The organism is Streptomyces sp. NPDC001514 (genome assembly GCF_053597075.1).
Genome location: NZ_JBSFHO010000009.1, coordinates 82,514 through 106,796, shown reverse-complemented (window position 1 = coordinate 106,796; position 24,283 = coordinate 82,514). Strand labels below are relative to the sequence as shown.

24 protein-coding genes are annotated in these 24,283 nt (G+C 71.0%); 1 reads left to right on the top strand and 23 read right to left on the bottom strand.

Translation table 11 applies throughout. The annotated features are described in order from the left end of the window. Positions 1-7 precede the first annotated feature (7 nt). The 18 genes from ACWCXB_RS12615 to proS form a co-directional block, all read right to left on the bottom strand. Positions 8-568: a TetR/AcrR family transcriptional regulator gene (locus ACWCXB_RS12615; protein ID WP_450722090.1), complete on the bottom strand. Its 561-nt coding sequence runs from the start codon at positions 566-568 to the stop codon at positions 8-10. A 93-nt stretch (positions 569-661) separates the two neighbouring features. Next, positions 662-1,498: an RNA polymerase sigma factor WhiG gene (whiG, locus tag ACWCXB_RS12610; protein ID WP_450721906.1), complete on the bottom strand. Its 837-nt coding sequence runs from the start codon at positions 1,496-1,498 to the stop codon at positions 662-664. Positions 1,499-1,756: 258 nt separating this feature from the next. After that, entirely contained in the window at positions 1,757-2,926 is a 1,170-nt protein-coding gene (gene dprA, locus ACWCXB_RS12605; RefSeq protein WP_450721904.1) for a DNA-processing protein DprA, read from the bottom strand. Between the two features lie 166 nt (positions 2,927-3,092). Continuing rightward, a complete protein-coding gene (locus ACWCXB_RS12600; RefSeq protein WP_450721902.1) occupies positions 3,093-4,724 on the bottom strand; it encodes a YifB family Mg chelatase-like AAA ATPase in 1,632 nt (543 codons plus the stop codon). Then, positions 4,724-5,101 (bottom strand): YraN family protein, encoded by a 378-nt coding sequence (locus tag ACWCXB_RS12595; RefSeq protein ID WP_450721900.1) that lies wholly within the window; start codon positions 5,099-5,101, stop codon positions 4,724-4,726. The genes ACWCXB_RS12600 and ACWCXB_RS12595 overlap by 1 nt, the downstream gene beginning before the upstream one ends. A gap of 84 nt (positions 5,102-5,185) precedes the next feature. Beyond that, on the bottom strand, positions 5,186-5,494 hold the full coding sequence (locus ACWCXB_RS12590) for a DUF2469 domain-containing protein (protein ID WP_003965949.1): 309 nt from the start codon (positions 5,492-5,494) through the stop codon (positions 5,186-5,188). 55 nt (positions 5,495-5,549) lie between these two features. Further along, positions 5,550-6,152, bottom strand: coding sequence for an NUDIX hydrolase (locus tag ACWCXB_RS12585; protein ID WP_450721898.1), 603 nt, complete (start codon positions 6,150-6,152; stop codon positions 5,550-5,552). After that, complete coding sequence (gene lepB, locus ACWCXB_RS12580; protein ID WP_450721896.1) at positions 6,145-6,894, bottom strand: signal peptidase I; 750 nt, start codon at positions 6,892-6,894, stop codon at positions 6,145-6,147. Before lepB (ACWCXB_RS12580) ends, ACWCXB_RS12585 begins: the two co-directional genes overlap by 8 nt. Positions 6,895-6,981: 87 nt before the next feature. Next, the gene (gene lepB / locus ACWCXB_RS12575; RefSeq protein ID WP_450721894.1) at positions 6,982-8,028 is read right to left on the bottom strand and encodes a signal peptidase I; all 1,047 of its coding nucleotides are present in this window, start codon (positions 8,026-8,028) and stop codon (positions 6,982-6,984) included. Further along, the gene (gene lepB, locus ACWCXB_RS12570; protein WP_450721892.1) at positions 7,940-9,061 is read right to left on the bottom strand and encodes a signal peptidase I; all 1,122 of its coding nucleotides are present in this window, start codon (positions 9,059-9,061) and stop codon (positions 7,940-7,942) included. Before lepB (ACWCXB_RS12570) ends, lepB (ACWCXB_RS12575) begins: the two co-directional genes overlap by 89 nt. Continuing rightward, entirely contained in the window at positions 9,054-9,842 is a 789-nt protein-coding gene (gene lepB / locus ACWCXB_RS12565; protein WP_450721890.1) for a signal peptidase I, read from the bottom strand. Before lepB (ACWCXB_RS12565) ends, lepB (ACWCXB_RS12570) begins: the two co-directional genes overlap by 8 nt. A 72-nt stretch (positions 9,843-9,914) precedes the next feature. Then, positions 9,915-10,265 (bottom strand): 50S ribosomal protein L19, encoded by a 351-nt coding sequence (rplS, locus tag ACWCXB_RS12560; protein ID WP_450721888.1) that lies wholly within the window; start codon positions 10,263-10,265, stop codon positions 9,915-9,917. 130 nt (positions 10,266-10,395) lie between these two features. Next, positions 10,396-11,217 carry a tRNA (guanosine(37)-N1)-methyltransferase TrmD gene (gene trmD, locus ACWCXB_RS12555; RefSeq protein ID WP_450721886.1) on the bottom strand — a complete coding sequence of 274 codons (822 nt, stop codon included), beginning with the start codon at positions 11,215-11,217 and terminating at the stop codon, positions 10,396-10,398. Beyond that, entirely contained in the window at positions 11,217-11,765 is a 549-nt protein-coding gene (gene rimM, locus ACWCXB_RS12550; protein WP_450721884.1) for a ribosome maturation factor RimM, read from the bottom strand. Before rimM ends, trmD begins: the two co-directional genes overlap by 1 nt. Before the next feature lie 138 nt (positions 11,766-11,903). Then, positions 11,904-12,140 (bottom strand): RNA-binding protein, encoded by a 237-nt coding sequence (locus ACWCXB_RS12545; RefSeq protein ID WP_040247777.1) that lies wholly within the window; start codon positions 12,138-12,140, stop codon positions 11,904-11,906. Positions 12,141-12,142: 2 nt separating this feature from the next. Beyond that, complete coding sequence (gene rpsP, locus ACWCXB_RS12540; RefSeq protein WP_450721882.1) at positions 12,143-12,586, bottom strand: 30S ribosomal protein S16; 444 nt, start codon at positions 12,584-12,586, stop codon at positions 12,143-12,145. Positions 12,587-12,814: 228 nt separating this feature from the next. Continuing rightward, positions 12,815-13,444 carry a hypothetical protein gene (locus ACWCXB_RS12535; RefSeq protein ID WP_450721880.1) on the bottom strand — a complete coding sequence of 210 codons (630 nt, stop codon included), beginning with the start codon at positions 13,442-13,444 and terminating at the stop codon, positions 12,815-12,817. A 240-nt stretch (positions 13,445-13,684) separates the two neighbouring features. Further along, entirely contained in the window at positions 13,685-15,100 is a 1,416-nt protein-coding gene (gene proS / locus ACWCXB_RS12530; RefSeq protein WP_450721878.1) for a proline--tRNA ligase, read from the bottom strand. A gap of 211 nt (positions 15,101-15,311) precedes the next feature. Here proS and ACWCXB_RS12525 point away from each other — a divergent pair, with 211 nt between their 5' ends. Next, on the top strand, positions 15,312-16,160 hold the full coding sequence (locus tag ACWCXB_RS12525) for an SAM-dependent methyltransferase (protein WP_450721876.1): 849 nt from the start codon (positions 15,312-15,314) through the stop codon (positions 16,158-16,160). A gap of 91 nt (positions 16,161-16,251) precedes the next feature. On the opposite strand, the gene ftsH is transcribed toward ACWCXB_RS12525, so the two are convergent. The 5 genes from ftsH to ACWCXB_RS12500 all read right to left on the bottom strand — a co-directional run bounded on the left by ftsH (position 16,252) and on the right by ACWCXB_RS12500 (position 24,197). Continuing rightward, positions 16,252-18,165, bottom strand: coding sequence for an ATP-dependent zinc metalloprotease FtsH (ftsH, locus tag ACWCXB_RS12520; RefSeq protein ID WP_450721874.1), 1,914 nt, complete (start codon positions 18,163-18,165; stop codon positions 16,252-16,254). Between the two features lie 209 nt (positions 18,166-18,374). After that, positions 18,375-19,928: a signal recognition particle protein gene (ffh, locus tag ACWCXB_RS12515; protein ID WP_450721872.1), complete on the bottom strand. Its 1,554-nt coding sequence runs from the start codon at positions 19,926-19,928 to the stop codon at positions 18,375-18,377. Positions 19,929-20,038: 110 nt separating this feature from the next. Next, entirely contained in the window at positions 20,039-22,489 is a 2,451-nt protein-coding gene (locus tag ACWCXB_RS12510; RefSeq protein ID WP_450721870.1) for a [protein-PII] uridylyltransferase, read from the bottom strand. Positions 22,490-22,503: 14 nt separating this feature from the next. Then, positions 22,504-22,842, bottom strand: a complete 339-nt coding sequence (locus ACWCXB_RS12505) for a P-II family nitrogen regulator (protein ID WP_101390346.1) — start codon at positions 22,840-22,842, stop codon at positions 22,504-22,506. Then, positions 22,839-24,197, bottom strand: coding sequence for an ammonium transporter (locus ACWCXB_RS12500; RefSeq protein ID WP_450721868.1), 1,359 nt, complete (start codon positions 24,195-24,197; stop codon positions 22,839-22,841). The genes ACWCXB_RS12505 and ACWCXB_RS12500 overlap by 4 nt, the downstream gene beginning before the upstream one ends. Positions 24,198-24,283 lie beyond the last annotated feature (86 nt).

The following is a 24,283-nucleotide window of genomic DNA, read 5'->3' as shown; positions in this document are numbered from 1 at the left end:
GGTGGGGTCACTCGCCGCAGACGCCCCGGAGCGCCATCGACACCGCGGCCTCGGCGATGTCGGAGGGGTCCTCGGCCGCGCCCAGTTCGATGCGGCGGACAGCGGCGTCGACGACGCCTTGGACGAGCATCGCGGCGAGGCGAGGCTGCTGGTGGCCAAGCTCTCCGAGGGCCTCGACGATCATCGCGACGAGGCCGCCGTGCGCCGCGCGGATCTTCTCGCGGGCGCCGGCGTCCAGCTCGCTCGCGGAGATCGTGACGACGGCCCGGTGGCGCCGGTCGCCGACGAGGTCGAGCTGTCGGCGGACATAGGCCTCGACCTTGCCCTCGGGCGTCGCGGCCCGCTCCATCGCGTCTTCCACCTCTGCGGCCCAGACCGGGAAGTCGACGGCACACAGCTCTTCGACGACAGCGGCACGCGAGCGGAAGTACTCGTACACGGAGGACCTGGCGAGGCCCGTGCGCTCGGCGAGGGCGGGGAAGGTCAGCGCTTCCGTACCGCCTTCGGACAACAGGGAACGCGCGGCATCCAGCAGGGCGCCGCGCTGCATGGTCCGGTGCTCGGCCACGGAGGCCGCTCGAATCCTGGGCACGGATCCACTTTACGGGCGCTGCGCCGACAGTGGACGGGCACGGGACGATTGGGCACCCCGGGCCATGGGTCACCGGCCGACGTCCGCCAGCTTCGCCCTGAGCTGCAGCACCGACTTCGTATGGATCTGGCTGACCCTGCTCTCCGTGACCCCGAGGACGTTGCCGATCTCGGCGAGGGTGAGGCCCTCGTAGTAGTAGAGCGTGACGACCGTCTTCTCACGGTCGGGGAGTGTGTTGATCGCGCGGGCGAGGAGCCGCCGCAGCTCCCGGTCCTCGGCGACCTCCACCGGATCGTCCGCGGCGGTGTCCTCCAGCGTGTCCATCAGGCTGAGCCGGTCGCCGCCCTCCCCGCCGACGTGCAGCAGCTCCTCCAGGGCCACCACGTTCGCCAGGGACAACTGGCTGAAGACTGCGTGCAGTTCCTCCAGCCCGATGCCCATCTCCGCGGCGACCTCGCTCTCGGACGGCGTGCGCCGCAGCTGCGCCTCCAGCGTGGCGTAGGCGCGCTCGACGGCGCGTGCCTTCTGCCGCACGGATCGGGGGATCCAGTCCAGCGCCCGGAGTTCGTCGATCATGGCGCCCCGGATGCGGGTGATCGCGTACGTCTCGAACTTGATCGACCGCTCGATGTCGAACTTCTCGATGGCGTCGATGAGCCCGAACACCCCGGACGAGACGAAGTCCGCCTGCTCGACGTTGGACGGCAGCCCCACGCTCACCCGCCCCGCCACGTACTTCACCAGGGGCGAGTAGTGCAGGATCAGCTGCTCCCGCAGCCGCCCGTCGCCCGTGGCCTTGTACGACCGCCACAACTCGTCGAGTGACGAGGGCGCGGGCGGCCGCACGGCGCCACGTGCAGCTGGGGGCACTGCCGCGCGGTCAGACCCGGAGGTGTGCTGGGGCATGCGTTGCCTTGAGCCGTTCTGCTGTGGGGTGGGGTGTGAGGGGACGGGTTTCCGGTCGGATGGCTGGGTGGGGAACCTGGTGAGCGTAGCGTGACTGGACTGTTGCGGTGCGCGAAGACCAGCGGATGGCGCCTGTGCGGTACAGCCTGTCGGCCACACCTTCGAACGAGGGCCGACGCCGTGTGCGTCGGCCCTCTGGGCGTCGCCGGGGGAGCCGCGAAGGTCTTCGGCATCACCTTTTCACCCGAATGCGCCAGGTCAAGCACCGCCTCGCCGGGCGTTCGACGGAGGTATCGCGGACCTGACCAACTGCCAGCCGTCACCGTGCCGTTCGACGAACCCCAGCGCATGCAGTTCGTACAGCCTGCCGAGTGCCTCGTCGGCCGTGACCCCGGCTCGGCGGGCGATGTCACGCCCGTCGAGGACGCCATGGGCCGGGAGCACCTCAAGAACCTGTGACTCGGCGGGTCCGAGGAGGTCCCGCGGCAGCACCGGGCCGCGGCGCTCCGGGGCGAGATCGCCGATGTCGCCGACCAGCTCCGCGACTTCGTCGGCGTCGGTGACGAGGACGGCCTCACCCCGTAGGAGTTCATGCACTCCTGCCGAGAGTCCGCTGGTCACCGGCCCCGGAACGCCCATCGTGAAGCGGCCGAGGCGCTGCGCGGCCCGTGCGGTGACCAGCGAGCCGCTGCGGTATTCGGCCTCCACCACGACGGTGCCCCTGGTGAGAGCGGCGATCACGCGGTTACGCAGGACGAACCGAATGCGTGTCGGATGGCTGCCCGGCGCCAACTCGCCGATCACCAGACCCTGTTCCGCGATACGGCCGATCAACTCGGCGTGGGAGCGGGGGTAGACGACATCGACCCCGCAGGCGAGCACCGCGACGGTCGCGCCGCCGGCGGCCAGGGCGCCTCGGTGGGCGGCGCCGTCGACGCCGTGCGCGGCGCCGGAGACGACGACCCAGCCGCGCTCGGCGAGCCCGGAGCCGAGGCTCGTCGCCATATGGGCGCCGTACGGCGTGCAAGCCCGGGCACCCACCACGGCGACCGACCGCAACGCCCATATCCGCAGGTCCGGGCCGCCCCGGACCCAGAGCCCGATGGGTCTCGCGTCTCCGAGGTCGTCGAGCTGCCGCGGCCACTCCGGGTCGCCGGGGCACAAAAAGCGCCCGCCGACCGCCGCCACCGTCTCGAGATCGCGATCCGGGCGGGCCGCCGCGGCCCGTATCCGGTAGCCATCGATGCGCCGCTCCCCCGCGCCGGGCAGCGTGCCTTCGGGGAGCCTGGGTGCGGTGAGTCGCGCCATGAGCTCCACTGCGCCGTGCTCGCGCAGCCACCGCCCACCGTGTTCGTCACCCGGTTCGACGACCCGGGTCAACGCGGCTCGCGCCAGCCGCTCCTCGTTGTTGACGCCCGTGGCGGTCATGCGGGGCCCTCGCTCTTCCCGCCGTCCAGGCACCGGCACGGACAGTCGCCCCACGCCCCGACGCGACCCTCCGCCGCCCGATGCGCCACCGCACTGCCCGGTCGCCCGGACAAGGCTCCGGGCCCACCGGTGCCCACGGTCCCGCCGCCGGTCACGTTCCCGCCGGTCATGGTGCCGCTCCGACCACCGCCGGGGCGCCCCTCGAGATGCCGGTGCGCAGTTGCAGGGCGAGGGCGACGTCGTGGTTGGCGGGGCGGTCGCGGCCGGCGAGATCGGCGATCGTCCAGGCGACGCGGAGGACGCGATCCATGCCCCGCGCGGTGAGCAGGCCCCGCTCCATGTCCCGCTCGGCGGCGGCCAGCGCGCCCGGGGCGGCCTGCCAGCGGGTGCGGAGCTCATGGCCGGGCACCTCGCTGTTGACGCTCCACGGGGTGCCGTCCAGGCGGGCCGCGGCCCTGGCCCTGGCCTCGCGGACCCGGTCGGCGACGGTCTCCGTGGTCTCCCCTCGTCCGCCCTGCCCCAGCAGATCGGAGCGGCTGACCGGCTCCACCTCCACGCGCAGGTCGACCCGGTCGAGCAGCGGCCCGGACAACCGTGCCTGGTAGCGCCGGATCACCGAGGACGGGCAATCGCACCCGGCGCCGTGCAGAGTGTGCCGCCCGCACGGGCACGGGTTCGCCGCCAGGACCATCAGAAACCGGGCGGGCAGCCGCACCACTCCTGCGCTCCGCGCCACGATCACATGCCCGGACTCCAGCGGCTGGCGCAGCGCGTCCAGTGCCTTGGCGGAGAATTCCGGGGCCTCGTCCAGAAAGAGCACTCCACGGTGGGCCAGCGACACCGCTCCGGGCCTCGGCAGCCCCTGGCCGCCGCCGACGAGGGACTGCATCGTCGCCGAGTGATGGGGGGCGCAGTACGGCGGCGTACGCACCAGGGGCTCGCCGGGCGGCAGGATGCCCGCGACCGAGTGGACCCCGGTGACTTCGAGGGACTCCTGCCGGGTCAGCGGCGGCAGCACCCCGGGCAGCCGCTCCGCCAGCATCGTCTTGCCCGCGCCCGGCGGGCCCTGCAGCAGCAGATGGTGGGCTCCGGCCGCCGCGACCTCCAGGGCGGTGCGCGCGGCGTGCTGCCCTGCCACGTCCGCGAGGTCCGGCCACTGGCTGTGCCCGTCACCGGCTGCCGCGCCGGGCGCGAGCCCTGTGCCGACCCCGGCTCCCGGCACGAGGAGCCCGGCGAGCATGGCGTCCGGCCGGCCCTCGCCGTCCGGCTCTTCCTCGGGCACCGGCTCGTCGTTCAGCACGGCGATCAGCTGGCGCAGGCTGCGCACGCCGAGGACGGAGACGCCCGGCACCAGCGAGGCCTCCCCCGCCGTCTGCTCGGGGACGACCACCTGCCGGTAGCCGGCCTCGGCAGCCGCGAGGACCGCGGGCAGCACCCCGCGCACCGGCCGCACCCTGCCGTCGAGCCCCAGCTCCCCGATGAGCACCAGATCGGCGATCGCCCTCGGATCGATGCGCTCCGCCGCGCCGAGTACGGCGCAGGCGACGGCGAGGTCGAATCCGCTTCCTCCCTTGGGCACAGAGGCCGGGCTGAGCCCCACCGTGAGTTTCTTCTGCGGCCATTCGGCGTCGGAGTTGGCCACGGCCGCCCTGACCCTGTCCCGGCTCTCCACCAGGCTCTTGTCGGGCAGTCCCACGAGGGCGAAGGTCGCGACGCCCGGCTCCAGGTCGGCCTGGACCTCGACCACCACGCCTTCGACGCCGACCAGCGCCACCGAGCACGCACGCGCGAATCCCATCAGGCCACCCCCCGCGCGTGCTCCACGCGAGGCGCGCCTCTCGGGGGCACGACCACCCCGATGAGATCGATCCGCACTCCGCCCGGCGGAGGTCCGCCGTGGCGCTCCAGCCAGCACGCGGCCAGCCGTCTGAGCCGGTCCGCCTTGGCGGGCGTGACCGCGGCCATCGGATGCTCGAAGGCCCCTGTGCCCGGCGGGGCGCCCCTGCGGGTCTTCACCTCGCAGACGACCACCGCATCGCCGTCCCGGGCGACGATGTCGATCTCACCGACCCGTCCACACCGCCAGTTCCGTGCCAGCACGGCCATTCCGGCTTCGGTGAGCCGGCGGGCCGCCAGCTCCTCGCCGTACCGCCCCAGTGCCCCCGTCGCGTTCATCTCGGCACCACCTCCGGCACCGACTCTGACGCGTCACACCCCAGCTTGTGGATCTTGGTGGACAACCCGTCCGATGTGGATAACTCAGCCACCCGGAAGTTCGAGGTCGCTCTTGTTCAGCTCCTCGATGTTCACGTCCTTGAACGTGAGCACCCGGACCTGCTTGACGAACCTGGCCGGCCTGTACATGTCCCAGACCCAGGCGTCCGCCATCGAGACTTCGAAGAAAACCTCACCCTGGACCGAGTGCACCTGCATCTCGTAGTCATTGGTGAGATAGAAGCGACGCTCGGTCTCGATCACGTATTTGAACAGACCGACGACGTCGCGGTACTCCCGGTAGAGCTTCAGCTCCATCTCGGTCTCGTACTTCTCGAGGTCCTCGGCGCTCATGGCATGTTCCCCTTCAGCCGTGCGTCCCCCCATTGTGCGCCAGCCTCCCGTGCCCCTAGGCGATTTCTGGGGCCAGGACCACCGGCGTACTCGGAGGACCGTCGTCGAGCAGCGTGCGCAGCAGCTCGGCGAGTCTGGTCGGGTACACCGTCTCACGCGCCGCCGACAGTTCCGCGGAGGTCCACCACCTCAGGCCGGCGACGCTGCGCTGCTCAAGCCCGGTCAGTCCGCCGAGGCTGGTCGCGGTCTGTCCCGTTCGTGCCAGGTAATACCACTCGTCCTGGTCCCAGCGCCGCCCGTCGAAGGGGAAGGAGCAGACGCGCTGCCAGACCACCGGCCCCAGCTCGACATCTGTGATTCCGGTCTCCTCGGCGAGCTCGCGCAGCGCGGCCTCCTCGCGGGTCTCGCCGCCCTCGATCCCGCCGCCCGGCGTGAACCACCAGGTGTCGTCGGGATCGTCCGGTTCGTATCCGTGGATCAGCAGAATGCGGTCCTCCGGATCGAGCAGGATCACCCGCGCGACCTTCCGCAGCTCCTTCGCAGACAGGCGCTCAACGGTCTCAGGGCTCTCAAAGGTCTCAACGGTCTCAACGCTGTCAACGACCTCAACAGCCTCAACGGTGTCTGCGACCGGTTCCCGCCGCGGCACCTCACGCATCCGCCGTCACCCGGCCCCGCGCCCCGGGCGCCCTGCGCCGCCCGAGCACCGCCGCGACGGGCCCGTACGCCGCACCGCCAAGAATCAGCACGACACCGACCAGCACGGACCCGGCGACCAGCTTCACCGGCCCCGGCTGCGACACTCCGCCCGGCAGCGCAGCGAAGCCCTCCGGCCGCTCCACCGGGCCGCCCAGCGGCCACGCCACGGCGTCCAGCCGGGCGCTCACGGCCGTCCGCGGCACCGAGCCCTGTCCCGGGTCCCGCAGATGGACCCGGGAGTCCAGGGAGCCCATGCGCTCGTCGCCGAGGAGGAAGAGCTGCTCTTCGGGCACGGTGGCGTTGAACGCTGTCGGCGAGGCTGGGCCCTTGCTCCGCAGATACGGTTCTTCGACCGCCTTGCCGTTGATGGTCATCCGACCGTCCGCGTCGCAGCACGCGATCTTGTCACCGCCGATCGCGACGACCCGCTTCACCATCGGCATGTCGCCCCACACCTTGTCGGTGAAGACCACGACATCACCGCGCCGCACCTGGGACCCGTCGATGCGCTGCGCCAGCACCCGGTCGCCCGCTTCGACGGTCGGCGACATGGAGTCGGTCGGCACTGTGTACGGCTGGTACTCGACGGCTCCCCAGACGAAGCCTCCGAGGAAGAGCACACAGCCGACGGCCACGGCCAGCCCCGACAGCGCGCTGCCGAGACGGCCGCGGCCGCCTTCCGTACGTCCTGTTCCGCTCATTCCAGCGCTCCCCACCTCGGAGATCGACGATCGCTGATCTGAGCCGCACCCTACCCGCCGCTCTACCCGCGGGTCAGCCCTCACCGGTTACCCGGCGGTCCGCTCCTCGGTCCCTCCGGCGCTCGTCCCGACGGCTGCCCCTGCGGTCGGGACGGCCGTCGCGGCAGCCGCGACCAGCCTCCTCCTGCGCAGCACGACGATCGGCACCGCACCCGCAAGCCCGAGCGCACCGGGCGCCACAGCGGCAGCAGCCGAGGCCGCGGCACCGAGACCGGGCTGGTCGAAGGTGCTGGGCACGGGAAGCGTGGACCAGCGGCCGGGCGGCCAGGCCACCACGACCGCCCGGCCGACGACGTCGTCGACCGAGACGGTGCCGTTGCCCGGGAGTTCCTGGTGGTAGCGGGAGTCCAGCGAGTTCTGCCGGTTGTCGCCCATGACCCAGATCCGGCCCTCGGGCACCTTGATCGGCCCGAACGGCTCGTCGTCGCAGGGAGTGCTGCCGGGGTTGATGTACGACGTCTCGTCCAGCTCCTTGCCGTTGACCTTGACCTTTCCGCCCTGCTTGCACTCGACGGTGTCGCCGCCGACCGCGATGACCCGCTTGATGAGGTCCTTCTCCTCGGCGGACGGCATGAGGCCGATGAAGCTGAGGAACTTCTGCACCGCGTTCGGTTCGGGGGTCTGCGCAGTCTCCAGCCAGCCGCCCGGGTCGTGGAAGACGACGACCTCGCCGCGCTCGGGCTCCGCGCCGAACCATGGCGTCAGCTTGTCGACCAGCACCCGGTCGCCCCGTTGCAGGGTGTTCATCATCGAGTCCGACGGGATCGAGAAGGCCTGCACCAGGAAGGTCTTGATCAGGAGCGCGAGAAGAAGGGCGATACCGATCAGCAGCGGCAGTTCCTTCCAGAACGACCGGTGCCTTTGCGCCGCACCGCCGTCGGCCGACTCGTCGTCGTCCCCGAAGTCGTCGTCGGAACCGCCGCCGGAAGCACCGCCACCCGACGTGGGGTCGTGGTCCGCGGGGCCCTGCCCTCCAGGACCGCCGTCAGCCTTCCGGAAAGCCTCGCCGAAGCCACTGTGGCCACCGTGGCCGCCGAAGCCTCCGGAGCCGCCGGGACCGGGGGAACGCTCCATGAGCCGCTCGGGCCGCTCCTCCGGCTCGTCGCGTCCGGATCGTGCGCCGACCGCCAAATCCCCCACATCCACTCCTCACTCCGTGCGACCACCCGCGCCGAACGAGACGCAGGCCCATTACTCCCATAACGAGCGGGAGTTCCGCAGGGCTCGGGAGCAGGATCATTCCATTGGGATCCCGGGAGGACACACTATGCGACGGGGCCTGTGCCGTGGTCGCCCCGGCACGCGCATCGGGGACCGACGCGTACGTCTCCCGCTGTTCCAGCTTGCTCCAGTGGTCGAACGGCCACGCGATGAAGACCGCACGGCCGACGACCTCCCCCTCCGACACCGTGCCGCGGAACGCCTCCTGGAGGTGGAAGCGCGAGTCGGCCGAGTTGGACCGGTGGTCCCCCATCACGAAGAGCCGCCCGGCCGGTACCTTCACCTCGAACCTGATTTTGGAAGGCTCGTTTCCGGGGTGCAGATACGGCTCGTTCAACGGCACGCCGTTGACGGTGACTTTGCCGTTCGCGTCGCAGCACTTGACGGTGTCCCCGCCGACCGCGATCACGCGCTTGATCAGATCCTGCTCGTCGTCGGACGGCAGCAGTCCGATGAAGGTCAGTCCCTGCTTGACCTGCTTGACGACGACCGGATCGTCCTGCTTGGGCGCCTGCTCCTGCCGCAGCCAGCCGCCCGGGTCCTTGAAGACGACGACGTCGCCACGCTCCGGCTTCGAGCCGAACCATGGCGTCAGCTTGTCCACCAGCACCCGGTCGTCGATCTTGATCGTCTGTTCCATCGATCCGGACGGGATCACGAACGCCTGGACCAGGAAGGTCTTGAGTACCAGCGCGATCAGCAGCGCCACGGTTATGAGGAGCGGTATCTCCTTGACCGCGGAGCGCTGCCGCCGACGCTTCACCTTGCGCGCCAGCTTGCGCCGCTCCGCGCGCCCCGGGAGAGTCCGCGCGCCGTCGGTGGGGCGGGTCCCGGTGGGCAGCCGTGTGTCGGCCCGGTGACTCGCGCGCCGTCCGCGGTTACCCATGCCGGCCGCCGGGTTCGGGTACGCGGCCGAAGGTGCCGGTCTGCTCCAGGGAGGACCAGCGGCCGACCGGCCAGCCGATCCAGTCCGCCCGGCCGATCACCTTCTCGAGGGGCACCATCCCGCCGCCGGGCTCGCCGAGGTGGTCCCGGGAGTCGCGGGACTTGCTGCGGTGGTCGCCCATGACGAACAGGGTGCCTTGCGGTACGACGATGTCGAAGGGCACCCGGGACGGGGCATCGCCGAAGTAGACGTAACGCTCTTCGACCGGTACGCCGTTCACCTCGAGTCTTCCCTCCTTGTCGCAGCACACGACCCGGTCGCCGCCGACGCCGACGACGCGCTTCACGAAATCGGTCTCGGCGGGCTCGGCCAGGCCCAGCGCAGCGGCCGCGCCCCGCATCAGCCCGGCGACCGCGTTCTCCTCCGGCGCTTCCCGGACGAATGATCCGGTGCCGTCGAAGACGACCACGTCCCCGCGCCGGGGCTCGGAACCGAAACGGTACGCCAGCTTGTTCACCAGTACCCGGTCTCCGACCTCCAGGGCCGGCTCCATCGAGGTGCTGGGGATCAGGAAGGGCTGCACCACGAAGTGGCTGAGCAGCAGCAGGACGACGCCGCAGCCGACCCCGAGCAGACCGGCCCGCCGCAGCGAGAGCCCGGCCGTCAGCCCGGTCGCGACGCCGGGAACGCGCGCGGAGCGCGGCCCCTCCCCCGCCTCGGACGCTTGGGTCCCTGGTGCGGAGGAGCGGCCACGCTCCGTGTGCTGTGCTTCGGTGTCCATCGGGGCCAGATGCTATCCGGCCGCCATAAGAACCGTATGAGGCCGCAGCCTCGCGCGGGTGTGAGCCGTGGCTCAGCTCTCGCGCTTCTCCTTGATCTTCGCGGCCTTGCCGCGCAGCTCACGCAGGTAGTACAGCTTGGCGCGACGGACGTCACCGCGGGTGACGAGCTCGATCTTCTCGAAGATCGGGCTGTGCACCGGGAAGGTGCGCTCGACGCCGACGGAGAAGGAGACCTTGCGGACCGTGAAGGTCTCGCTGACACCGGAGCCCTGGCGGCGGATGACGACGCCCTTGAACTGCTGGATACGGGAGCGGTTGCCCTCGATGACGCGAACGTGGACGTTCACGGTGTCACCGGGACGGAACGCGGGGAGGTCGGTCCGCAGCGAGGCGGCGTTGACGGAGTCGAGCACGTGCGACATGTTCGTCTGCTTTCTTCGCCGATGCCACAGGTCATCAGCGGTAGAGAGATGAGGTTTCAGGGGCCGCATCGTCGGAGCGGGCGTCGTGTCCCCCTGTGGCAGGGGCGCACGCCGGACGCACGGCAGCGGCCTATTCTTCCACGGCCTGTGGCCTGCGCCAAAATCGACCGTCGGGCGACGGTGCCCAGCCCAGGATGGAGAGGATCTCGCGGTCCTTCTTGTCGAAGTCCGACGGGTCGCAGCGCTCGATGAGATCGGGCCGGTTCTCGGCCGTACGGCGGAACGCCTCGTCCCGCCGCCAGCGCGCGATCTTCCCGTGGTGCCCGCTGAGCAGGACGTCCGGGATGCCCCGTCCGCGCCACTGAGGGGGCTTGGTGTAGACGGGGCCCTCCAGGAGGTTCGCCATGGCGCCGGGCGCAAAGGAGTCGTCACGGTGCGACTCGGCGTTCCCGAGGACGCCCGGCAGCAGCCGTGCGACCGCCTCCGTGATGACCAGTACGGCCGCCTCGCCGCCGGCCAGGACGTAGTCCCCGATGGAGACCTCGTAGACGGGTATCCGGGTGGCGTACTCGTCCATGACACGCCGGTCGATGCCCTCGTACCGGGCCGGGGTGAAGATCAGCCACGGTCGCTCGGACAGCTCGACGGCGAGCTCCTGGGTGAAGGGCCGGCCGCTGGGCGTGGGGACGACCATCACGGGACCGTGCGCCCCGGCCTCGTAGCCGTCGGCGAGCGCCTGGTCGAGTGCGTCGCCCCAGGGCTCGGTCTTCATGACCATGCCGGGGCCGCCGCCGTACGGAGTGTCGTCGACGGTGCTGTGCCGGTCGTACGTCCAGTGCCGCAGGTCGTGTACGTGCACGTCGAGCCGGCCGCGCGCCCGCGCCTTGCCGACGAGCGAGACGTTCAGCGGCTCCAGGTACTCGGGGAAGATCGTGACGACGTCGAGCCGCATCAGGACCCGTCCTCGTCGCGGGAGGAGGCGATCTCCGCGCGGTCGTCGATGAGCCCGGGCGGAGGGTCGATAACGGCCTTCTGTTCCTTCAGATCGATCTCGGTGACGATCTCCTCGACGAACGGGATCATCACCTCGCTGCCGTCGGGCCGCTCCACGATGAACAGGTCCTGCGAGGGCAGATGCGAGATCTCGGTGATCCGGCCGATCTCCGTGCCGTCGGCGAGCACCACGTCCAGGTCCATCAGCTGGTGGTCGTAGTACTCGTCGGGCTCTTCCGGCAGCTCGTCCGGGTCGACGTCGGCGATGAGCAGGACGTTGCGCAGGGCCTCGGCTCCGTTGCGGTCCCGTACGCCCGCGAAGCGGAGCAGCAGCCTCCCGCTGTGTACCCGACCGGTCTCGATGGTCAGCGGTCCGGCGGATGCCGGGTCGGTGGCCAGTACGGCTCCGGGGGCGAGCCGCAGTTCCGGCTCGTCCGTGCGGACCTCGACGGTGACCTCACCCTTGATGCCATGGGCACGGCCGATCCGTCCGACTACCAGCTGCACGCGTTGCTCCTGCTCCGTGAAAGGCAGGGGCCGGAGGCGGTATCCACCACCTCCGGCCCCGATACTTCAGCCATCAATTGAGAAACCATGACGGCGGGCGACCGCCTCCGCGAGAGCGGTGGCGGTTCAGCCGCAAAGTCAGACCTGGTCCACGTCGACGAGGTCGACGCGGATGCCACGGCCACCGATGGCGCCCACGACGGTGCGCAGGGCGCGTGCGGTGCGGCCGTTGCGGCCGATCACCTTACCGAGATCGTCGGGGTGCACCCGGACCTCCAGCACACGCCCGCGACGCAGATTGCGCGAGGCGACCTGCACATCGTCAGGGTTGTCGACGATGCCCTTCACGAGGTGCTCGAGAGCCTCCTCGAGCATGCTCAGGCCTCGGTCGACTCGGCGGGAGCGGCCTCGGCCTCGTCCGCCTTCTTCTCGGTCTTCTTCGCCTTCGGGGTGATGGCCTCACCCTTGGCGTCGTCACCCTCGAGCGTCTTCGCGAAGGCGTCGAAGGAGGCGCGCTTGTCTTCCTTCGTCTCCGGCTGCAGCAGCGGCTTCTCCGGGGCCGGCAGGCCCTTGTGCTTCTGCCAGTCACCGGTGAGCTTCAGGATGGCGAGAACCGGCTCGGTCGGCTGGGCGCCGACGGACAGCCAGTACTGCGCACGCTCCGAGTCGACCTCGATGCGCGACGGGTTGTACGTCGGGTGGTACAGACCGATCTCCTCGATGGCCCGGCCGTCACGGCGGGTACGGGAGTCGGCGACGACGATGCGGTAGTGGGGCTGGCGAATCTTGCCGAGACGCTTCAGCTTGATCTTGACTGCCACGGGAGTGGAATCTCCTGGTTTTGACGTGGTTGGGCACAACGAGATGCCGCGTGGGGTTGCGGACCCGATGGCCCGATGGACGCGTCAGCCGGAGGAGAGAGGGGTCCTGTGCGACTGTCGAGTACAGCTAGCCATTGTGCCACACGGATCCCGTGCGAAAGACCCGAGTCCGGCCGACCTCCCGGCCATGGCCCGGCGCCCGCTCCCGCGGCTCGGGGAACGTCCGTCTCAACTGGCCGCGGCCACCGCTTCCGGGATACGGAACGGCTTGCCGCAGCCGCCGCAGACGATCGGCGCCTGGGCGAGGACCGACGGCACCACTCTGACGTTGCGGCCGCAGTCGCAGACCGCCTTCACCCGCACACCGCCGCCGGACGAGCCGTGCCGGGCGGCCGGACCCCGGAAGGTCCGCTTGGTGTCGGAGGCCGTCGCGACCGAGTGCGCGGCGAGGGCACGCTGCAGCCTCTCGATCGTCGGGCGATACCGCCGCTTCGCCTCGGGATTGAGCGTGACCAGCGAGAAACCGCTGCTCGGGTGCGGCTCCTCGGGGTGGTCCAGGCCCATCTCCTCGGCGATCGCCAGGAACCGGCGGTTGTGGTAGCGGCCGGCGCGGGAGGTGTCGCGGACCCCTCGGGCGGCGGCGATGCCGTGGACTGCCTCATGGAGCAGTCGTTCGAAGGAGAGCTCGTGGCCGCAGGCGGACGAGGACTCTCCGATCAGGGACTCTGGCGCGGCAAGATCCGGCAGCTCGGGGTGGTGCCGCTGAATATCGGCCCACGCCTGTGCCAGCTCTGCGGCGAGAACAGGTGGTGTCGTGCTCACGTCGTGATAACGAGCCTGGCGGCCCGCGGGTTCCATTCCGGGGCATCCCAAATAATTTGCACGTACCCGTCAGTTGCCATTGATGCGTCCCGACGAGGGCGGGTGCGCTGATCTGCGGAGAAGCCTCACAGCTCACACCAAGGTGGTACGTAGCGGCGCGTACGACCCGGCGCGTAGCCGGGCTCCGCGCGCCGGAGCACGGATGACCGTCGGGGGCTCAGGGGCGCCCGGAGGCGCCCCCGGCGCCCGGTGTCAGGGCGTCCGGGCGCCTGGGCGTCAGTAGGCGCGCGCGACGATCGCGAGCGTACCCGGGGCGTCATCGGCCTCCGGCACCGACCCGTCCTCGGCCACCAGACACCGTACGGACACGGCCTGATCGGCGAGCAGGGCCTCGCCCTCGGTGCCGAGCGTCGCCCACGGGATACGCGCCCAGCCGCCCGCGACCGCGGCCTCGGCGGCCTCCTCGATCGTGGTCACGTCGGCCGTACGGGACTCGCGGCGTTCACGCGATTGGCGCAGAAGCAGCGCCTGGTCGTCCTCGAGGATCTTCGGCAGCAGCCCGGTGAGCGCGTCGATGGCGACGGGCTCCTTGCCGCCGGGGATCCGGCGGGCCAGCATCGCCGTGCCGCCCTCCAGATCGCGCGGGCCGACCTCGATCCGTACCGGCACGCCCTTGAGCTCCCAGTCCACGGCGCGGCGGCCGAAGGGGGTGTCGGTGCGGTCGTCGATCTGGACCCGGATGCCGGTGGCCTTCAGCCGGTCGCCGATCTCGCGCACCTTCGCCAGCACGGCTTCGTCGCCCTTGATGGCGAGGACGACGGCCTGGACGGGCGCCAGCCGGGGCGGGACCCGCAGTCCGCTGTCGTCGCCGTGGGACATGATCAGGCCGCCGACCATCCGCGTGGAGGAGCCCCAGGAGGTCTGCCAGGCCAGCTCCTGCTTGCCCTCCTTCGACAGGTACGTGGTGTTGAAGGCCTTGGAGAAGTTCGTGCCGAGCTCATGGCTCGTGCCCATCTGGAGGGCCTTGCCGTCGCCCATCATGGCTTCGAGCGTGAGGGTGTTGATGGCGCCGGCGAAGCGCTCCCTGGCGGTCTTGCGGCCGAGCACCACATCGATGCCGAGGACGTTCACCATGAAGTCGGCGTAGACCTCGCGGTGGATGTGGGCGGCATAGTCCCGGGCCTCCTCGTACGTGGCGTGGGCGGTGTGGCCCTCCTGCCAGAGGAACTCGGTGGTGCGCAGGAAGACCCGGGGGCGCATCTCCCAGCGGACCACGTTCGCCCACTGGTTGATGAGCAGCGGCAGGTCGCGGTAGCTCTGGATCCACTTCGAGAAGTAGTCGTTGATGATCGTCTCGGAGGTGGGGCGGACGACGACCGGCTCCTCCAGCTCCTTGCCCCCGCCGTGCGTGACGACCGCGAGTTCGGGCGCGAAGCCCTCGACGTGCTCGGCTTCCTTCGTCAGGTAGGACTGCGGGATGAAGAGGGGGAAGTACGCGTTGGACGCCCCGGCTTCCTTGATGCGGGCGTCCATCTCCTGCTGCATCCGTTCCCAGAGCCCGTACCCGTACGGTCGGATCACCATCGTGCCGCGCACCGGGCCGTTGTCGGCGAGCTCGGCCTTGTTGATCAGGTCCTGGTACCAGCGGGGGAAGTCCTCGGCCCTGGGCGTGAGAACGGGTGCCTTTGCCATGGCGGGAATCGTACGGCGGCTGCACCCTGGATGGGGAATCGTTCCGGGCGCGGGGGCGCACGACCGGGGCACGTCAGGCTTTGCGGCGCGACCCCTGGACGTACGGACGGATGCGGAGTTCTCTGGCATACGGGGGGAGCAAGAGCGCACGTACACGGGGGGCTGTCATTCAAGGCACTGCTGACCTCTCGGCGGATTGGGGCGCTTTTCGATGACACCTACGCTCGTCCGGCACCACCCGCGTACGGCCGCCACACCGGCGGATCCCGCGGCGCGCGCCCGCGACTGGGCGGAGATCCAGGAGCGGATGCTGGTGCCCCTCTACGAGGCGGTGTACGAGCACCTGGAGGTCGGCAAGGGCTCCCGGCTGCTGGGACTCGACTGCGGCTCGGGCCTCGCCCTGCTGATGGCCGTGACGCGCGGGGCGCGCGTCACGGGAGTCGACACCGACCGGTCGCGGCTCGCGCTGGCCCGCGAGCGGCTGCTCGCGCCGGAGCCCGAGCGGTCCGGCGAGGCAAAGGCGCGGCTGGTGGAGGGCGGCCCGGAGGAGGCGGGCGATCCCGCGCTTCCCCGGTTCGACGTGATCACGGTTTTTCAGCCGATCGGGTGTACGGCGGGCGACTCCGAAGGGCTCGTACCCGCTCTGGAGGCGGCGGTTCCGCTCGCCGAGCGCGGCAGCCCGGTCGTGCTGGCGGGCTGGGGCCCGCCGGAGCGGTGCGCGACCTCGGCGGTGCTGCGGGTCGCGAGCCGGCTCACCGAGCGGCTGCGCGGGGGCGGCGGCTGGCGCCCGACGCGGCGGGACGACCTGGAGGACGTGGCGACCCGGGCAGGGCTGAAGCCGGACGGCTCCGGGCGGGTGGCGTGCCCCTTCGGCTACGCGGACCTGGAGAGCGCGGTGCGGGGGCTGATGTCGACGGGGCTGTTCGACGCGGCGGTACGGGCGACGGACCAGGCGCAGGTGGAGAAGGAGGTCACGGAGGCGCTGCACGCGCATGTGCGGGCCGACGGGACGGTCTGGATGCCGAACGTCTTCCGATACCTGATCGCGCGTACGCCGTAGGCGATGCCCGGCCCGGGCGGGCCGGGCGGGCGGCCCGCGAAGCCTGACCGGTTCGCCGGGTGGCCGGTGCCTCGGTCGCCGGACGGGCCGGTCAGTCGTCGGAGGAGTTCTTCGTGATGCGCGGGATGCCCGCCGCGCGGTACGCCTCGGCCTCCTCCAGCGTCTCGTTGGCCAGCAGCGCCTCCGCGAGCGCGTCCAGGCGGTCGCGGTTGTCGCGCAGCAGGCTGCAGGCGCTCTCGTAGCACTCGTCGACGATCCGGCGCATCTCGTGGTCCACCACGTCCAGCGTCGCCGGGGCGGCGACGAGCCCGTACGGCTCCTGCCCGTCGGCCGGGATCGCGGTGAGCCGGCCGACGCGTTCGCTCATGCCCCAGCGGCCGACCATGCCCCGGACCAGCCGCGTGGCCTGCTCGAGATCGCTCTCCGATCCGGTGGTGACGATGCCGAAGACGACGTGCTCGGCCGCCATCCCGCCGAGCGCGCCGGTGATGCGGCCGCGCAGGTATTCCTCCGTGTACGCGTACCGGTCGGCCTCCGGGGTGGAGAGGGTGACACCCAGCGCCCGCCCGCGCGGCACGATCGTGATCTTGCGGACGGGGTCGGCACCCGGCTGGAGCATGCCGAGGAGGGCGTGGCCGCTCTCGTGGTATGCGGTCCTGCGGCGCTCCTCCGCGGGCATCACGAGCGGCCGTTCCGCACCGAGCTGGACCTTCTCCAGGGCCTCGGAGAGATCGCTCTGGCTGACCTCGCGCTGCTGCCGTTTCACGGCGAGCAGCGCGGCCTCGTTGGCGAGGTTGGCGAGTTCGGCACCGGTCATTCCCGGTGTCGTACGAGCCACTTGGGCGAGGTCGACGGTCTTGGCGAGCGGGATCCCCCGGGTGTGGATCCTGAGGATCGCCTCGCGCCCGCCCCGGTCGGGCGGGCTGACCTGCACGATGCGGTCGAAGCGCCCCGGCCGGGTGAGCGCGGGGTCGAGGACATCGGCGCGGTTCGTAGCAGCGAGCACCACGACGCCTTCGGAACCGGTGAAGCCGTCCATCTCGGTGAGGATCTGATTGAGCGTCTGCTCGCGCTCGTCGTGGCCGCCAAGGCCCGCGCCGCCGCCGCGGACCCGTCCGATGGTGTCGATCTCGTCGATGAAGACGATGGCCGGGGCGACCTTGCGGGCCTCGGCGAAGAGTTCCCGTACGCGCGAGGCGCCCACACCCACGATCATCTCGATGAACTCGGAGGCGGACGCGGAGAAGAACGGCACCCCCGCCTCACCCGCCACGGCCCGTGCGAGCAGGGTCTTTCCCGTGCCGGGCGGCCCCGCGAGCAGCACACCGCCGGGCATCCTGGCGCCCATGTCGCGATACGCCTGCGGGTTCTTGAGGAAGTCGACGACATCGTTGAGTTCGCCCTCGACCTCGTCGATCCCGGCCACGTCCTCGAAGGTGGTGCGCTTGCCCGCCATCAGCTCGACCGGTTTCGGCGGCGCCTTGCGTCCGAGCGCCCCGGCGCCCATCCCCCCGCCCATCCGTCGTGCGATGAACACCCACAGGAGGACGAGCAGCGCGATCGGCGCGAGCGAGATCAGCAGATTGGCCAGAAAGCCGCGCTGGACGACGACCGGCTCGGCCGTCACGGTCACGCCTTTCTGGGTGAGCTGCTTCCAGAGATCGTCCTCGGCGAAGGCGGGCCGCTGGGTGGTGAACTTGGTGTAGTCGCCCTTGCCGTCCGGGAGGGGCTGCTCGTTCTTCAGCTGGCCCTGGATCGCGTCGCCCTTGGCGTAGATCTTGCTGACGTTGCCCGCGGTGACCTGCTTGCTGAACTCGGTGTACGAGACCGTCGGCTCTTCGCTCTCCCCGAAGTACGACAGCGCCAGGAACGCGGCGAGAAAGACGACGAACGCGGCAAGGACCAGTCCGGGCCAGCCGCCGGGCATCTTCTTCTTCGGCGGCGGAGCCCCCTCGGAGCGCCAGGGCTGGTCGGTGCGGTCACGCGGGGGTACGGGATTGGCCACGCTGCCCTCCTGCTCCGGTGCTCCGCTGGTCAGGCCATATCTCCTGCCCATGACCGCACAGATCACGGGTCCCCGCCACCGGGGCGCCCAGCACCGCAGCCGGGCCGCTCGCCCGCCGGGCGTCCCGGCGAGCCGGCACACGGCGGAGGGCCCCGCGGTCCGTGACCGCGGGGCCCTCCTCACGTGCTGTCCTGACAGGTCCTGGCAGGTCAGCCCATGAACTTCTTGAACTCGTCGGGGAGCTCGAAGTCCTTGGCCTGGCCGCCCGCCGGGAGGCCGAACGCGCCGCCCTGAGCAGCGGCCTGCTCACGACGGGCGGCGGCCGCCTGCTCCTCGGCCCTGCGCTTCATCGGGTTGCCGCTCTTGCGCTTGCCCTTGGCCTGCTTCTGCTGCTTCTTCTGGCGGCCGGGGCCGCCGCCCATACCGGGGATACCCGGCATGCCCGGCATACCGCCGCCCTGAGCCATCCGCGACATCATCTTGCGGGCCTCGAAGAAGCGCTCGACCAGGCCCTTGACCGCGCTGACGTCGACACCGGAGCCCTTGGCGACACGGGCGCGGCGCGAGCCGTTGATGATCGTCGGGTCCTGGCGCTCGCCGGGCGTCATCGACTTGATGATCGCGGCCATACGGTCCACGTCACGCTCGTCGATGTTGTTGATCTGGTCCTTGATCTGGCCCATGCCGGGCAGCATGCCGAGCAGCTTGCTGATGCTGCCCATCTTCCTGACCTGCTCCATCTGGGCCAGGAAGTCGTCGAGCGTGAAGTCCTTGCCCTTGCTGCTCGCCAGCTTGGAGGCCATCTTGGCGGCCTCTTCCTGGCTGAAGGTCTGCTCGGCCTTCTCGATCAGCGAGAGCATGTCGCCCATGCCGAGGATGCGGGACGCCATGCGGTCCGGGTGGAACGCGTCGAAGTCGTCCAGCTTCTCGCCGTTCGAGGCGAACATGATCTGCTTGCCGGTGACGTGCGCGATGGAGAGCGCGGCACCACCGCGGGCGTCGCCGTCCAGCTTGGCCAGCACCACGCCGTCGAAGCCGACGCCGTCGCGGAAGGCCTCGGCGGTGTTGACCGCGTCCTGACCGATCATCGCGTCGACGACGAAGAGGACCTCGTCGGGGCTGACCGCGTCACGGATGTCCGCGGCCTGCTGCATCATCTCCTGGTCGATACCGAGGCGGCCGGCGGTGTCGACGATGACGATGTCGTGGACCTTCGACTTCGCGTAGTCGATCGACTCCTTGGCGACCTGGACCGGGTCGCCCACACCGTTGCCCGGCTGCGGGGCGAAGACCGCGACGCCGGCGCGCTCGGCAACGACGGCGAGCTGGTTGACGGCGTTCGGGCGCTGGAGGTCCGCGGCGACGAGCAGCGGCGAGTGGCCCTGGCCCTTGAGCCAGAGACCGAGCTTTCCGGCGAGGGTCGTCTTACCGGCACCCTGGAGACCCGCGAGCATGATCACGGTCGGGGGCTGCTTGGCGAACCGCAGGCGGCGGGTCTCGCCGCCGAGGATGCCGATGAGCTCCTCGTTGACGATCTTGATGACCTGCTGGGCCGGGTTCAGCGCCTGGGACACCTCGGAGCCCAGCGCGCGCTCCTTGACCTGCTTGATGAAGGAACGGACGACGGGCAGCGCCACGTCCGCCTCGAGGAGCGCGATCCGGATCTCGCGCGCCGTGGCGTCGATGTCCGCCTCGGACAGGCGGCCCTTGCCCCGGAGGTTCTTGAATGTCGCTGCAAGGCGGTCGGAGAGGGTATCGAACACGGTGGTCGCGGATCCTCAGGTCTCGGGGGCGGGCGGACAGATGTCCCCCAAGGGTATCCGGACGTGTGGGATGGGGTCTGCCCCCTGTCCACCCGCCCGCCCGGGATCCGTCATCCGCGCAGTGCGGCTTCGAGCGTACGGGCCATGTCAGCGGCCTCCTCGGACGGCAGCGGCGCCCCCTCGGGGCCTGTGACGTAGAACGCATCCACGGCATTCGCGCCGAGCGTCGACACATGCGCACTGCGTACCCGCACCGCCGCCGATTCGAGGGCGTGTCCGATGCGGTGGAGCAGCCCGGGTGCGTCCTGCGCGCGGACCTCGATGACCGTGGCCAGGTGGGAGGCCGCGGAGGCGACCGTGACCCGGGGCGGCGGTGCCGTGACCCCGCGCCGCCGCGGATACGCCGCGTCGCGCTCGGCCAGCCTGGCCGGGACGTCGAGGGAGCCGTCGAGGGCGCGTACGAGGTCGGCGCGGAGCCGGGCAGCCTGTGGCAGGGACCCGTACGCGGCCGCGACCCGCCAGTTCAGGACGAGGACGGCGCCCTGCCCCACCTCGCTCGGCAGCTCGATGGCGCGCAGGTCGGCGGCGCGGACGGTGAGCCTGTGCAGGGCGAGGACGCCGGCGACCGCGGGCAGCACGCCCGGCTGGTCGGGCAGGGCGATGAGCAGCTCCACGCCGACGGGTTCCGGTTCGCCGTCCGGTTGCGGGGTCTCCGCCTGGGCGTGCAGGGCGAGTACGGGCCCGCCGGTGCGCAGTGCCTCGATGGCGAGCCGCTCCTGCTCGGCGCTGGGCGCCGCGGGCTCGGGTTCGGCGGGGGCCTCCCCCGCGAGGACCCCGGCGACCCGCTTGACCAGGTCGGTGACGAGCGAGCCGCGCCACGCGGACCAGGCGGCGGGGCCGGTCGCGAGGGCGTCGGCCTCGGTGAGCGCGTGCAGCAGCTCCAGGGTGCTCAGGGATCCCACGATGTCGGCGACCGAGCGCACGGTGGCGGGGTCGTCCAGATCGCGCCGGGTGGCCGTCTCGATGAGCAGCAGATGGTGGCGTACGAGCGTGGCGATCACGCCCACGTCGTGTTTGTCGAATCCGATGCGGGTGGCGACATCACGGGCGATGGTCTCGCCCGCCACCGAGTGGTCGCCCGGCCAGCCCTTGCCGATGTCGTGCAGCAGCGCGGCGATGAGGAGCAGGTCGGGGCGGCCGACACGGCGGGTCAGGTCCGAGGCGCGTACGGCGGCCTCGACGAGGTGACGATCGACGGTCCAGGTGTGGACGGGGTTGCGCTGCGGGCGGCACCGCACGCGCTCCCAGTCCGGCAGCAGCCGGGTGATCAGCCCTTCGGCCTCCAGGGCCTCCCATACGGCGACGGTGGGCTCGCCGGCGCCGAGGAGGGTGACGAGCTCCTCGCGGGCCTCGGCCGGCCAGGGTACGGGGAGCGGTTTGGCGGCCGTGGCGAGGTGGCGTACCGCGTGCAGGGAGAGCGGCAGCCCGGACTGGGCCGCGGCGGCGGCCGCCCGCAGCGGCAGCACCGGGTCGCGCTCCGGCTTGGCGGTGCGGGCGAGGACGACCTCGCCGTCCATGTCGACGACGCCTTCGGCGAGCGGGGTGCGCTCGGGCTCCGGCCGGCGGCCGCCCAGCATGCTGCGCAGCCTGGGGCGTGCCGACCGGGCCTTCAGTACCCGGTTCACCTCGCGCCAGGTGACGTCCGATGCATAGGAGACGGTCCGCGCGGCCTCGTACACCTGCCGCAGCAGCGCGTCGGGGTCGAGGAGGCCCAGCTCCTCGGCGACCTGGTCCTGCTCCTGGAGGGCGAGCCGGTCGGTGGCGCGCCCGGTGGTGAGGTGGAGGGCGTCGCGGGTGTCGAGGAGCGCGCGTCGCGCGTCGGCGAGCCCTTCGCGGGGTGCATCGGCGAGCCAGGATGCGGCGACGGCGCGCAGGGCGGTGGCGTCGCGCAGTCCGCCGCGGGCTTCCTTGAGGTCGGGCTCCAGCAGGAACTGCAGCTCGCCCTGGCGTTCGGCCCGCTCGCGGCACAGCTCGTCGAGCTCGGGGAGACGCTTGGGCGCCTGGTTGCGCCAGTCGGCGAGGACGGCGGTGCGCAGCTCGGCGACGAGGCCGAGGTCTCCGGCGACGCCGCGGGCGTCGAGCAGCCCGAGCTGCACCTTGAGGTCGTCGCCCGCGGTCCTGCGGGCCTCGCCGGGGGTCCGTACGGAGTGGTCCAGGGCAAGCCCGAGATCCCACACCGGGTACCAGATCCGGTCGGCGAGTGAGGCGATCGCTCCCGCGTCGGCGCTGCCGTCGTGCAGCAGGAGCAGATCGAGGTCGCTGCGCGGGGAGAGCTCACCGCGTCCGTAGCCGCCGACGGCGACGAGTGCGGCCCCGCGCACGCCGATGCCGTGCGCCGCCGTGGTGAACAGGGCGGAGAGCCAGTCGTCGGTCAGCCGGGCCAGGGCGGCACGGCGCGGCGGCCCGGACCGCGCCTTCTCCTGGAGGAGGCGCAGCCGGGCCGCCGCATAGCCGCTGGGTCCCGAGTCTTCCGCTTCTGTGGTCACATCGAGGCTCGTCACCCAGCAACTCCCGTCTACAGTGCGTCCGGTCCGCGTTCGCCGGTCCGGACCCGGACCGCGGTCTCGACCGGAACGCTCCACACCTTGCCGTCTCCGATCTTGCCGGTTCGGGCCGCCTTCACCACCACGTCGATGAGCTGTTCGGCGTCATCGTCCTCGACCAGTACCTCGATACGGATCTTGGGGACGAGGTCGACGGTGTACTCCGCGCCGCGGTAGACCTCGGTGTGGCCGCGCTGCCGTCCGTAGCCGCTGGCCTCGGTGACCGTGAGCCCTTGGACTCCGAAGGCCTGCAGGGCCTCCTTGATCTCGTCCAGCCGGTGCGGCTTCACGACTGCGGTGATGAGCTTCATGCGTCCACCTTCTTGTTCTTCGGTGCGGCTGCCACGGTGTCGGCGGGGGCGGGCGCGGCCTTGCGCGATCCCGCACCGCCGCCCGCTCCGCTGAAGTCGTACGCGGTCTCGGCGTGCTCGACCTGGTCGATGCCGGAGATCTCGTCGTCCTCGCTGACCCGCATCCCGATCGTCTTGTCGAGCAGGAAGGCGAGGATCGCGGAGGCGATCAGAGAGTAGGCCAGGACCGAGAAGACACCGATGGCCTGCTTGCCGAGCTGCTCGAATCCGCCGCCGTAGGCGAGGCCCTTGACGTCGGACTGCATCGTGCCGGTGGCGAAGATGCCCACGAGGAGGGAACCGACGACACCGCCGACGAGGTGGACACCGACGACGTCGAGGGAGTCGTCGTAGCCGAACTTGTACTTGAGGCCGACGGCCATGGCGCACAGCAGACCGGCGATGGCACCGATGGCGATGGCACCGATCGGGCTGACCGCACCGCCGGACGGGGTGATGGCGACCAGGCCCGCGACCGCGCCGGAGGCGGCGCCGAGGGTGGTGAAGGAGCCGTGCCGGATCTTCTCGTAGGCGAGCCAGGCGAGCATCGCGGCGGCGGTGGCGACCTGCGTGTTGACGAACATCACCGCGCCGACGCCGTCGTCGTTGCCGAGCCACGAGCCGGCGTTGAAGCCGAACCAGCCGAACCACAGCAGACCGGCGCCGAGCATCACCAGCGGCAGGCTGTGCGGACGCATCGGGTCCTTCTTGAAGCCGACGCGCTTGCCGATCACGAGGATCACGCCGAGCGCCGCGGCACCGGCGTTGATGTGGACGGCGGTGCCGCCGGCGAAGTCGATGACGCCCATCTCGAACAGCCAGCCGCCCGTGCCCCACACCCAGTGCGCGACCGGGAAGTAGACGACGGTGACCCACAGGGCGACGAAGAGCGCCCAGGCGGTGAACTTCACGCGGTCCGCGAGGGCACCGCTGATCAGCGCGGGCGTGATGATCGCGAACATCAGCTGGAACACGGCGAAGACGAACACCGGGATGGTGTAGCCGTCCCACAGCTGGGCCTTGTCGATGCCGGCGAATCCGACGAAGTCGGAGGACCAGCCGATGAGGGAGCCCGAGTCGGTGCCGAAGGCGAGGCTGAACCCGTACAGCACCCACAGGATCGTGACGATCCCGAGGCTGATGAAACTCATCATCAGCATGTTGAGGGTGCTCTTGACGCGGACCATGCCTCCGTAGAAGAAGGCCAGGCCCGGTGTCATGAGCATCACCAGTGCGGAGCAGATGAGCATGAACCCGGTGTTCGCGGCAGACAGCTCGGGGGCGTCTGCGGCAAGCGTCGTGATGCCTGGAGGCATCGGCGTCTCCTCGTCGTCGTACGGCCTGTGCGGGGCGGGAGCCTGTTCGGCTGGACAACCGTGCGGCTGGGTCCGGTGCGGCTGCC